Source organism: Dellaglioa sp. CoH-55-MRSF-8 (genome assembly GCF_056782195.1).
In genome coordinates this window covers 264,802-277,202 of the sequence record NZ_JBXAYH010000001.1, presented here as the reverse complement: position 1 = coordinate 277,202, position 12,401 = coordinate 264,802, and the positions used below count along the sequence as shown (strand labels likewise).

Annotated in this window: 12 protein-coding genes; 2 read left to right on the top strand and 10 right to left on the bottom strand. The window is 34.4% G+C overall.

Going from position 1 to position 12,401, the window contains the following annotated elements; genetic code table 11:
• Positions 1 to 53: 53 nt before the first annotated feature.
• Positions 54 to 608, bottom strand: a complete 555-nt coding sequence (locus AC1RPW_RS01285) for a guanylate kinase (protein ID WP_481760933.1) — start codon at positions 606 to 608, stop codon at positions 54 to 56.
• Between the two features lie 174 nt (positions 609 to 782).
• Between AC1RPW_RS01285 and AC1RPW_RS01280 the strand changes: the two genes are divergently transcribed.
• Positions 783 to 962: a hypothetical protein gene (locus AC1RPW_RS01280; RefSeq protein ID WP_409021673.1), complete on the top strand. Its 180-nt coding sequence runs from the start codon at positions 783 to 785 to the stop codon at positions 960 to 962.
• Positions 963 to 1,011: 49 nt separating this feature from the next.
• Here AC1RPW_RS01280 and AC1RPW_RS01275 read toward each other — a convergent pair whose 3' ends face one another.
• The 7 genes from AC1RPW_RS01275 to AC1RPW_RS01245 form a co-directional block, all read right to left on the bottom strand.
• Positions 1,012 to 1,554 carry an ECF transporter S component gene (locus tag AC1RPW_RS01275; protein ID WP_481760934.1) on the bottom strand — a complete coding sequence of 181 codons (543 nt, stop codon included), beginning with the start codon at positions 1,552 to 1,554 and terminating at the stop codon, positions 1,012 to 1,014.
• Between the two features lies 1 nt (position 1,555).
• Complete coding sequence (locus tag AC1RPW_RS01270; protein ID WP_481760935.1) at positions 1,556 to 2,395, bottom strand: pyridoxamine kinase; 840 nt, start codon at positions 2,393 to 2,395, stop codon at positions 1,556 to 1,558.
• 133 nt (positions 2,396 to 2,528) lie between these two features.
• Positions 2,529 to 3,704, bottom strand: a complete 1,176-nt coding sequence (locus tag AC1RPW_RS01265; protein ID WP_481760936.1) for a cation:proton antiporter — start codon at positions 3,702 to 3,704, stop codon at positions 2,529 to 2,531.
• Positions 3,705 to 3,812: 108 nt separating this feature from the next.
• Positions 3,813 to 4,484, bottom strand: a complete 672-nt coding sequence (locus AC1RPW_RS01260) for an MIP/aquaporin family protein (protein ID WP_481760937.1) — start codon at positions 4,482 to 4,484, stop codon at positions 3,813 to 3,815.
• Between the two features lie 60 nt (positions 4,485 to 4,544).
• Positions 4,545 to 5,297 (bottom strand): YibE/F family protein, encoded by a 753-nt coding sequence (locus tag AC1RPW_RS01255; RefSeq protein WP_481760938.1) that lies wholly within the window; start codon positions 5,295 to 5,297, stop codon positions 4,545 to 4,547.
• Positions 5,294 to 6,397, bottom strand: a complete 1,104-nt coding sequence (locus tag AC1RPW_RS01250; protein WP_481760939.1) for a YibE/F family protein — start codon at positions 6,395 to 6,397, stop codon at positions 5,294 to 5,296. The genes AC1RPW_RS01255 and AC1RPW_RS01250 overlap by 4 nt, the downstream gene beginning before the upstream one ends.
• A gap of 133 nt (positions 6,398 to 6,530) precedes the next feature.
• Positions 6,531 to 8,132: a peptide ABC transporter substrate-binding protein gene (locus tag AC1RPW_RS01245; protein ID WP_481760940.1), complete on the bottom strand. Its 1,602-nt coding sequence runs from the start codon at positions 8,130 to 8,132 to the stop codon at positions 6,531 to 6,533.
• Positions 8,133 to 8,286: 154 nt separating this feature from the next.
• Here AC1RPW_RS01245 and AC1RPW_RS01240 point away from each other — a divergent pair, with 154 nt between their 5' ends.
• Positions 8,287 to 10,710 carry a Xaa-Pro dipeptidyl-peptidase gene (locus tag AC1RPW_RS01240; RefSeq protein ID WP_481760941.1) on the top strand — a complete coding sequence of 808 codons (2,424 nt, stop codon included), beginning with the start codon at positions 8,287 to 8,289 and terminating at the stop codon, positions 10,708 to 10,710.
• 52 nt (positions 10,711 to 10,762) lie between these two features.
• Here AC1RPW_RS01240 and AC1RPW_RS01235 read toward each other — a convergent pair whose 3' ends face one another.
• Together AC1RPW_RS01235 and AC1RPW_RS01230 are read right to left on the bottom strand one after the other, a co-directional pair.
• On the bottom strand, positions 10,763 to 11,287 hold the full coding sequence (locus AC1RPW_RS01235; protein ID WP_481760942.1) for a biotin transporter BioY: 525 nt from the start codon (positions 11,285 to 11,287) through the stop codon (positions 10,763 to 10,765).
• On the bottom strand, positions 11,274 to 12,266 hold the full coding sequence (locus AC1RPW_RS01230; protein ID WP_481760943.1) for a biotin--[acetyl-CoA-carboxylase] ligase: 993 nt from the start codon (positions 12,264 to 12,266) through the stop codon (positions 11,274 to 11,276). The genes AC1RPW_RS01235 and AC1RPW_RS01230 overlap by 14 nt, the downstream gene beginning before the upstream one ends.
• Positions 12,267 to 12,401: the final 135 nt, after the last annotated feature.

The window sequence follows — 12,401 nt, the reverse complement described above, 5'->3', positions numbered from 1 at the left end:
TAATGGTTACTCTTTAAGAAGAATACCATATCAACTAAAAAAAGCAATCACTCTTAACCTAATGATTGAATTAACTGATCAATCTGTTTCTTTGCGTCAACTAAATCGTCATTAATAATGACATGTGCTATACCTTCAAGATCTGCTGGAAGTTTCATGTCTCGTTTTGCTTCACCAGAATCTAAGCGTAAACTTCGATTTCGAATCGTATCTCCCCGTTTAATTAACCGATCTTGTAATATCTGATTATCCGATACAGACAAATATAAGACAACTGTTTCTTTTGGTAATTCTTTTGAATACGTGATGGCACCTGCCGTATCGAGTACAATTGTCGCATTTTTTGCCTCTGACCAAGCAGCATCTATCGCTTCTCTTGATGAACCATAGTAATGGCGATCATACTCAACATGTTCTAAATAATGAAAATTAAAAAAAGTTTCATCGGATTCAAAATAATAATCGCGACCATTTTTTTCATTAACTCTTGGTTGCCTAGTTGTGTGAGTAATCACCTTTTTGGCATCAAATTGCTTGGTTAGATAGTCTCTAATCGTCGTTTTACCTGTTCCCGGAGCACCCGTGATCACGAATATTCGTTTTTGCATTAAATCATCCCTTTATCGTTTTTAGACTTCTTCATATTATTTAAAAAATTTTTGGTTAATATAAAACAAATGACTTGCATTCATTTTATGTACGTACTATACTAAGCTTCTACTAAAGAAAGTAGAATGCGCTTTCATGGTAGTAAGATATAGAAATACGGAGGATACACACTTATGAAATTTGGAACATTTAGTAAAAACTGGTATACGATTTCTTTAGACACTGAAAAACAAATCTTTATTGCTAGTTCAAAAAATAATCCAGCCATTTCAGGTTCTGGGGTAACAATCGAAACAGCCGTTTCCAACTTATCAACAGAAATGAAATATGTTCAATCTGGACAATTTGTATAGAGGGTAAATGTGAGCTCACGCACATCAACCCTTTTTTATTTGGACTTTTTTACCGATTAAACCTTACCATCAATCGCTTAATGGGTACGTATAATAAACTAACAATGATAATTGTCGAGATTGAATTAACAACAGTTGCAGGTAAACTTAAAAACGCCTGAACAGCGGCGACATTAAAACTAACACCTTTAATCATTGCTTCACCAATCGAAACTAAATATGATGTTCCTATTTTACCAATTCCTGCCGTTGCAGCAATAATGATAATCCAATATTTACCATGATAATTTTTTAATCCTTTCGTAACAACCGTAATTAGTAATGCAATAACCACTACTTCTAGTACAGTAAAATATGACGTATCTGCATAACCATTCAAAATATCAAATAATCCCAGACCAATCGCTCCTGCAATTGTGCCATAACTAAACCCTAAAAAAATCACGGCCAATGCTGCTAGTGAATTACCGAAATGAATAAATGGTTTTCCCACCATAGCTGGGATTGGTATTCTAAAAACTGAGATACCTATATAAATAATTGCCGCAAATAATCCCGCTAAAATAATGCTTCTTAATCTTTCATTTCTCATTTTATTTTTCCATTCTATCGTTAATATCGGGTAAAATACTCATAAAATTAACCCCTAACCTTTGATCAAGTCCTTCATTATCAGAATTACTCATCGCTTTCCATGTTACTTCTACTGCAAATTCCAATGCTTCCCTTAGTGAATGACCATTCATTAACTCACCCACTACGCAGCTTGCTAGCAAGTCTCCTGTCCCAAAATAATGATTCTCACGTTGTTCTTTTAATACCCAACCTGATTCGCCTTCTTTTGTTAGAAAAACAACACCAATTTGATTTTTCTGGTTTGTAACTCCTGTAATTATAACCGCTTTTAAATTTAATTTCTTTAATAAACGTGTTAGTAACTTTTTAATTTCTGCCTCGCTAGGATTTTCCTGATAATTACAGTCTGCCAATAAGTAAGCCTCTGTTAAATTGGGTAAAATTAAATCTGCTTGCGTTAAACATAACATGCTTAATTCTTCTACATAGTCGTTTGTCAGTCCTGAATATAACGTGCCGTGATCAGCCATAACTGGATCAATAACGGTGAGTGCTTTATCATCAGATAACCTATCTAGTAGAATCCCCATCATTTTAATACTTTCTGCCGTCCCTAGATAGCCCAAATATGCGCCCGTAAATTGAACTGGAATAGTTGCCCAGTGTTCTTCAAAAGCTTTTATAAATGGTGAGATGTCTACCTTCATTGGTACTCCAAATCCACCTGTATGACTACTTAATAACATTGTTGGCAATATTGTCGTCCGTTGTTGATAACTAGCTAAAACAGGAACCGCAATCCCTAATGAAACACCACCAACACTAGATAAATCTTGTGCAATCAATAATTGTTTCATTATTCCACCTTCTTCATTTGAAGTTATTTAATTCATTATAAAATGAATACGCCAGAATAGCGATATTTAGTAACCATTTAAAAATAAAAAACTGTTGAAAAATTAGCACTAGGCTAGTTCCTCAACAGTTCAACTATTTCTTCAATTCAATTTTATTTTGTCGACCAATCGCATGTTTTAACATAAACGGTGCTACGATAGTTGAAATAATAATTACCATGATAACTGCCGAATAGTATTCCGTCGACAACAAGTGTGCGGTATACCCAATTTGGACAATAATCAAAGCCATTTCGCCACGAGAAATCATCCCCGCACCGATTACATATGCACTATTTAAATCAAATCCAAGTAACCTAGCACCTAATCCACCACCTAGTAATTTTGTGAGGACGGCCAAAATCGTTAAAATAACGATAAACCAAATATTTTTCATAAATCCATCAAATGACATGCTTAATCCAATACTCGTGAAAAACATTGGAATAAAGACTGCATAACCAATTGGTTCAATATTGGCATCAATTTCTTTTTTATACGGTGTTTGTGCCACTGCAATTCCTGCAAAAAAGGCACCAACAACAGCACTTAACCCCACTAAGTCAGCTAAGTAGGCCATACCTAGACAGATAACCAGTGACATAATCGTAATCGATGAGCCAACTAATAATCGTTCACTTAATCTCATCAAGAAAGGCGCCACCCACTTGAATAGGATTAAAATACCAATGAAGTAAACAAATTCTAATAAGAAGCCAATCCAAATGTTAGCTTGTGCGCTATCACCGGTACTTGTAATATTACCAAATACACTAACTAATACACTTAAAATAACAACAGCTAAGATATCATCCACAACGGCCGCACCTAGGATTGTTGCACCTTCTTTTGAATCTAATCGTTTTAATTCTTTCAAGACTTCGACGGAAATACTAACTGACGTTGCCGCAAAGATAACACCTAAAAATAAAGCCGATTCAAATCCAAAATTATAAATTCGACCAAAGTAATAGACAACTAAGATAGGGAAGACAACACCTAAAGTCGCAACTGATAAGGCCGGTTTTAAATACTTTTTAAGTAGATCTAAATCACTTTCTAATCCCGCCATAAACATTAAAATAATCACACCAATTTCTGCGAACATCGCAAATAAATGATCTGAATGGACCCAATTCAACATTGCTGGTCCAAGTAAAACACCAACTAATAATTGCCCGATAACACTAGGAACACCAATTCGTGTGCTGACATGACCCGCAATTGATGTTGCCACTAATACTAAACAAATCGTTCCTAAAAATGCCATTATTTCTCCTCTCACTTGTCACTATCTATATTAACCATAACATACATTAAAAATAAAAAGCAGCAAATTCCCTCTCGGAATTCACTGCTTATGATTCACTTAATTAAATTAAGCTTCTTCACTGTTAAAAATATATTTTGCTGCGAATGCTGCAATAGCACCACCAACTAATGGTGCAAGAATAAATACCCAAAGTTGTGAAAGTGCATCGCCACCGGCATAAAGTGCAGGTCCAATACTACGAGCAGGGTTAACTGAAACCCCTGTAAGTGGTAAACCAACAAAGATAAGTACTGTTAATGTTAAACCAATCACAAAGCCAGCAATATTACTGTTACCAAATTTTTCACTCGTAACCATCAAAATAATAAAGATGAATAAGAATGCGAATAAGGCTTCAACGAAAAATGCCATACCACCAGGAATTGTTGCATAACTATTTGAACCAAAACCATCAGCAACTTTTGATGTATCTGTCATTGATGAAATAATCATCTTAACCACGCTAGATGCTACAATCGCACCTAAGATTTGACTAACCCAGTAAGCAACCATATCAGTCAATGACATGCGCTTGTTGATGTACATTGCTAATGAAACAGCAGGATTGATGTGTGCACCTGAAACAGGTCCAATAGCATAAACCATCAATGTAATAGCTAAACCAAATGCAAGTGCAATAACAAGTGGGCTACCGTTACCTAACGTAACTGCCCCTGTACCAAATAATACCAAGAAAAATGTGCCGATAAATTCAGCAATATAATTTTTATAATTCAATTTTAAATCCCCCTATATTAGTATCTCTTAATTATACACATAACCATAAACTCATTTCAATTATTTTTTTATTTTTAATTTTTGAATTAAAACCCATGCTGTAATTGGAACCGCTAGAATAACACCTATAATAGAAAATAAAATCATTATTAATTCTGCAACAAAAATTTTATCATTTATAATATCTGCGAATGTAGCATGCGTCTGTACTAATAAAATAAATAGCGCTAAAAAGCCACCAAAGAAACCAAAAAATAGTGTATTAAACGTTGTTCCAATAATATGTTTACCAATACTAATACCAGCTGCGTATAACTTTTTTAAATCAATTGTTGGTGTTTGTTCAATAATCTCATTTAAGCCAGCCGAAATTGCAATCGCACCTTCAGCAATTGCGCCTAAAGTACTAAAAATAGCTGTTGAAATCGCTATTTGCATAAAATTAGCGCCTACTAATAACGAAAATGCTTCTATTTCTTCACTATCTTCTGCACCAAAACCTTGAACTGCAGCAAAATGTTCAACTGGAATAATCAAAAGAACGAGAATAACCAGAACAATTAACGAAGCATAAAAAGCAGTTTCAGTAACTTGCACATTATCATCACCAAGAAAAATCGTAATAGCTAAAATAATAATGCCATTAATTAGGGTCACTGCTACCGGCGGAAATCCTCCCGTAATTAAAATAATCGTAAAAAATAACATGATAAAATTAAAAAATAAGCTTAAAAATGAACGAACACCATTCATTCCTCCAACAATGACCATTAAGACAAATAAAATGGCACTTAACCAACCAATTGTAATCATAATGTGTCATCCCCTTTGATTAATCGACTTGCAAAAAAACTTGCGACAGGTATCGCAATGACAATCCCAATACCGCTGATTAATGTTTGGACAACTCCTAAAGCCATGGTCCATGAAAAAGTATAGCCAATTGTATTGGTCGTTCTAAAGTACAAAACGGCAAGTGGGAAAATGTCAGCAATAAAAATTAAGAATAAGACGTTAATTAATGGTCCCATAATCGATTGTCCAACCTCACGTCCAGATTTAAAAAGTTCTTTCGATGAAATAGTTGGTTGTTCTTTTTTTAATTGAAATAGTGTTGCAACGATATCTGTCGATTCATCCATGACAGCCCCTAGAGAACCTAGTAGTGTGGCAGCAAGGAATAGTTCCTTTGGCGCTTGCGTTGCATAAGATAGAGCTTCGTAATGCATCCCTTGATCATTTGTCAGTTTTAAAATAATGACACTAATGATTAACGATAAACTAGTTCCCGTCAAAGTTGCCAATAACGTGACCAGCATCTGTCGATTAAAGCCAATTACCAAACTCAAGGTCAGTACTGCAAATATTAGAGCAATACCTGCGAAAATCCAAAAGAAGTTCGTAATATTAACGAATATTTCAAATTTAATGGCTAAAAAGAAAATAATCATATTTAAGACGATACTTAATACAGCAATCATGCCACTAAACTGCATAAATCCTACCAGCATACTAACGGCAATCCAAATTAATATGGCCACGACGACATCTCGTTTGAACCCATCAATAATACCAGTTAATCCACTTTTATGAGGATTAATCGTTACAAATACTTGATCATTTTTCTGGTATTTTTGATCATTTGCGCGAGATGAAGAATATGTATTTGGTAGTCTTATTTTTTGCCCTTTATACTTACCATTCATCACAGTTCCAAATAATTTTTGTTTAGTCTGTGTATCTTTATTTTCAAATTCATCTGTTACTTTTTCAGTTTTTTCATCCTTAACCTGTGTTATTTTAACAATCGTATCTGAATACAGTGCTTGATCAAATTTAACACCTATTACGAGTATGCCACCGATAATAATCGTTAGAATTAAAATAATGTTCTTCTGAAGTAACTTTTTCATGGGTTCACACCTCATTTATTATTAATACACTTCCACCAGTTTAACATTTTACAACAAAAAAAGTCCGACCAAAGGCCAGACTTTAATCTATCTTATTTTAACTTTATAAAGCTTTGAAACAGCTAACTATTATCTACTTAATAGACATGTCACGATAAAATAATGTCGTTCCATATGGGTTAATGTGTAATCCGGATGCATCTGGGTTCAATAAGTAGGCCATTGCACCTTGGAAAACAGGTACTGTATAAGCATCTTCTTCGACCAATTGCTTTTCAGCATCAATCAAGCTATTCCAACGTTTCGTTGGATTTGTTGCAAATTCATTTTTAGACTGATCGATATCTTTTAAATATTGTGCATTTTTGTAATCGGTATTTAAATGATAAGCGCCACCATCATTAATAAAGTTAATTGGATCAGCATAATCTGGTGTCCATGTCCCATAAACGATATCAAATTGGTAAGCCGTTGTTGCTGCTAATCGCGATTTAATTGGAATATTACGTGCGTTAATTTTTAATCCAGGTAAGTTACTCTCTAACTGCGCTTGCAAGTATTCAATCACTTGTTTAGCTTCTGGCGTATCAGAACCCAATATTTCAATTGTTAAGTCCTTCTTACCGATCTCTTTAAGTCCTTTTTCCCATTCTGCTTTAGCTTCTTTTTTATTAAAAGCAAGCAAGTCTCCTGCTTCTTTACGGTAATCTTCCCCATTAATCGGATTTGACACAAATTTAGCTGGGACGATTCCATTTAATGCAGATGAACCATCATTAAGAATTTTGCTAGCTAATAATTTTTTATTAAATCCTAGCGCAATTGCTTTACGAATATGTTTATTACCAGTTGCCTCACGCTTAGTATTAAAACCTAAATAACCAATCATTGGTGTTTTACGTGTTGCGAACCCTTTTTCATTCTTATATTGTTTAACATAATCATTTGCTAACATTGAGAAATCAATCTTCCCTGTTTGATATAACTTGCCAGCAGTTGCACCATCTTTAACAACTTGAACGTCAACTTTAGCTAACTTAACTGATTTAGCGTTCCAATAACTGGTATTTTTAACATATGACCATTTGTTATTAGTTCCTTCCCAATCAGTTAATTTATAAGGACCATTCACAATCATATGTTGTGAATCCGTTGCATATTGACTACCTTGTTTTTTAACGTAAGCTTCATTTTGAGGTACAAATGGTGCACCCGTTAATACTTCTGGTAAATAGCTAATTGGTTGTGCCAGAGTAACTTCTAATGTTGTTTTATTCAGCGCTTTAACACCTAACTTATCAACGGCCATCTTGCCATTTCGGATAGCAAACCCATTTTTAATAATATCAATTCGTTGTGAATTAGGTGATGCTGTTTTAGGATTTGCTAGTTTTTGCCAAGCGTAAACAAAGTCATTTGCTGTAACAGGAGTCCCATTTGACCAGTTCTCAGCTCTTAATTTATAGGTGTAAACTGTTTTTGCTTTGTTAACCGTCACACTTTTTGCTGCAGCTAACACTGGTTTATTTTTTTGATTATACGTATACAATCCTTCATAAACGTTTTGTATTGCTTCAACACTAAATGTATCACTGTATTTAGTAGAATCTAAAGTGCCTAATTGATCAGTTACAGCCACTTTTAATATGTTATCGTCTTTCGTCGCTGTTTTTGAACAAGCAGCTAGCACCCCTATAAACATGATACTTAAAACTACCGCAATTTTCCTTCTCACTTTAGACACTCTCCTTTTTTAGTTACCTTAATGTGATTAACTTTACCTAGTTACTTATTTTTTGTCAATAAAGACGTATCATTTCAACCAACTTTACATTTAAGCTATACTTAACCCAGTGTCTTACTCAATTCTGAAAGGAAGTTTTTGACTTATGAAAAATAATCAATTTGCTAACTATACACCTACTTTTGAGACACAAATAAAAGAACTTAAAGCTATTAATTTGTATATAGCCTCCGAAACCAATCCTACACATTTATTTGAACAATTACTCAATAAAATTCTCATCGACTATCAAACAATCGGTGCGAAACAACAAAAAATGATGTCCTTATTAGCGACAGAATCCATTTCTGTTTATGAATTTTTTACTACAAAAAAGGAATTAACACCTGTTATCTTTTATAATGTTGCATTACAGTTACTAGAATTTGAAGTCGATGTCGATTTCAAAATTGATGACCCATTTACGGCAATGGCTAAAATTCAGTTACCTTCTATTGAAATTATTGAATCCGTTAATGATTTTTGGTCCGCATGGTATCTCTTACTGACAACACATACCAAAAATGGCCAAGTCTTCACAGATACACTAGCAAATAAAGGGTACTTTGTTTCATTTTATAAAGATGCGAAACCTTTATTTTTCAATGGAAAAGCGCAACCTGTTTTTGATACAACTAAACTGATTCGTGAAGTCGTCTACGTTGAAGCCCCATTAGATACTGACCAAGATGGTCAACGTGATTTATTAAAAACAGAAATTTTAAGACCACTAGTTACATCCGGACTAAAAGTACCTATTCTTTATACAGCAAGTCCTTACAATCAAGGCACAAATGATGATTCTGAATTAATGCGCAACGTTGATATCCCGCTTACCGAAAAACCAGTTACTGAATTAACTGAATCTGATATCACCTATAACTATCAGAAATCCAACTTACCCGAACCACGATCAATCCTCTCAGAATCAACAGAAACTGAGCAAACCTTTAGCCGTGAATCTTCGTATACATTCAACGATTACATGCTAGCTAGAGGATTTGCAATCGTCTATGCAGCTGGTATTGGTACTCGAGAATCAGATGGTATTCGTACTTGTGGGAGTGTTGAAGAAACGGTATCAACCGTCGCCATTATTGAATGGCTAACGGGACATCGGCAAGCATTCACAAATAAACTCGATAATCGATCAATTAAAGCCACTTGGAGTAATGGTAACGTTGCTATGACTGGTAAATCTTACCTTGGTACGCTTGCTACTGCAGCTGCAACAACTGGTGTATCCGGCTTAAAAACAATCATTTCTGAAGCCGCTATTTCAAGTTGGTATGATTATTATCGTGAAAATGGACTAGTCGTCGCGCCTGAAGCTTGCCAAGGTGAAGATGCAGATGTTTTAGCTGCGCTTTGTTTAAGTCGCCAAAAAGATGCCGCCGACTACGCTAATATTCAAGACTACTTTGACAAAGTTATGAATCGATTATCTATAGGACAAGACCGTGCATCTGGTAATTACAATAAATTTTGGGATGAACGTAATTATTTAAACCAAACTAAAAATATCAAAGCAAATATTGTTATGGTCCATGGTTTAAATGATTGGAACGTCAAACCTCGCCAAGTTGAACAACTTTGGCAAGCATTACGTCCTTTACCTATTGTTAAAAAATTATTCTTACACCAAGGTAAACATATCTATATCAATAACTTTCGCTCATTAGATTTCACTGATATGATGAATTTATGGTTATCAAATCAACTTTATAATATCGAAAATGGTGCTGAGACACTTATTCCCAATGTCACCATACAAGATAACCTAGAAGCTGAAACGTGGCACACTTATGATGATTGGGCAGACCCGGATTCTCCTACCCAATCCTATCATTTCCAACAAAATAAATTAACACAATCAGTCACATCAGATGCTCACCAATTTGCTACTTTCAAAGATAACTTACCAACTGACCTTTTTAACAACTACGTCAGAGATAATCATCTTTGGAATCAAGCTTTAGTTTCAACTAAAGAAACAGAAATGGCTAAAAATAGAATCCAATTAATCTCAGAACCATTAACAGAACCGCTGTTTATTTCCGGTTCTGCTCACATAAAATTGTCTGTTGCAGCACTACAAACAAAAGGGCTCATTAGTTGCATGCTTATCGATTATGGTGAAGAAAATAGACTCACCCCCGTGCCATCCATTCTCAAACGAAAATCTTTAGATATGGGATTTCATTGGCGTGAAGATGATTTGGTTGAATTTACTAAAAATCCCACAAAAACTCCTTGGAAAATGATTTCCAAAGGTCATATCAATTTACAAAATAGGACAAATCGTTATCAAAATGATTCTGTCCTTCCAGGAACTTTCAACACAGTAGATTTTGATTTACAACCAACTGCCTATCACATTAAGGAAGGTCATCAGATTGAATTAATCATTTACGCAACAGATTTTGGGATGACTTTACGAAATAACGATTCAGATAGTTATACTATTAACTTAGCTAATTCGCGTCTTAAAATTCCTTATCAATCTGTTAGTACAGTATCATTATTCTAAATAAAAAAGAAAATCATCAAAAAAATTATTGATGATTTTCTTTTTTTATTTATCAATATCTACGTATTAAGTAATGAGACAATTCGCACACAAAAATAACTTTAATAAATCCAACAATCAAAAATGGTAAAATACCTATTAAAAATGCTTGTTGCATCGAGGTTTGTTGGTAAACCATTAACCAGATTGCTCCTAAAACTAATTGCACACTAGCACCTAATAAATTCCCCATGTACAACTGCCAACGACCATTACCATACCATTTTAAAAACAGCCCCGTTAAGATAATATAGGCTAAAAAACCAAATAAATAACCACCTGTTGGTCCAATTAAAGAAAAAAGTCCCGAATGAAATCCAGCAAAAACTGGGATTCCTATTAATCCTAATAGGAGATAAATGCCCACCGCTTTTAATCCTTCTTGAACCGGTCTCAAACTCGATAATAATCCGATAAAAATGGTTTGTAACGTTAACGGGATTGGCCCCAATGGAATGGTTAACTGGGATAAAACACCCAAAACGGCTGCTAACTCTGCTGCTATAATTAATTGTTTTAACTGTTTATTTTGTCCCATTTGTTAAGCCTTCCACATTCACCTTTGTAATTTCACCAGCCATATAAGTCGTTATTTGCCCATTTTTATCTCTCAATACCAACTGTCCATCATCTTTAATTGTTTCAACTGTACCAATAATTTCTTGATGACCACTTTTTAAAGTAACTGTCTGTCCAATAACTAGTGACCGTTTACGATAATCATTCATGAAGTCACCATTTTGGTAATTCTGATAGATTTGGATAAATTGATTGGTAATTTCAGCAATCAACTCATTCCGTGTGACATTATTCGATTCATCAATTAATGAACCCACTTTATCTTGTAACTCTGGAGATAATTTTTTAAGGTCTGTTTTAAAATCTAGCCCAATCCCTATAACTAAGCTTGTCACTTGCTGCGTTTCAAAATCTGTGACAGCCTCCGTTAAAATCCCGCAGACTTTTTTATTTTGATAATAAATATCATTCACCCACTTTATTTGTGGTTGAATTTTCAATTTATTTTCTAAAGCATAACTAACCGCCATGGCAGTTGCTGTCGTTAGCTGACCAACATCTTTGATAGGTTGATCAATTCTCAATAAATAACTGATATAAATCCCAGTCTCTTCTGGTGATTCAAATGTTCGACCAAATCGACCATATCCTGCTGTTTGACTATTGGCCACTATTAACAGTGGACCCTGTATATCGGGCTGGCTTGAACGCTCTTTCGCCAATACATTGGTAGATGTCACTTCATCAAATAATTCAATTTGCATCATGTCAGTTGTTAAATAAGATTGAATTAGTTGTGCGTTCAACTGATTACCATCATTTAGACTATATCCTTTTTGTGGAATCGTCTTAATGTCAAAACCCTGCTCTTGTAAACTCTTAATAGCCATCCAAATAGCAGTTCTCGAAACGCCAAGTTTTTCAGCCAATAGTTCTCCCGAAATAATAGTATCTTGTTGTCCAGCTAATATTTTTAGAATACTGTCTTTAGTTTTCATTTTACACCGTTAACCTTTTAATTTTATTAGTTAACATAACTTTAAGCTAACTCACTAAAATATGCAACTAACACTCTTAAAAAAATACCATCCTCACTTTCATTCTGGTAAATAATCATAAAAGTGCTATGATTA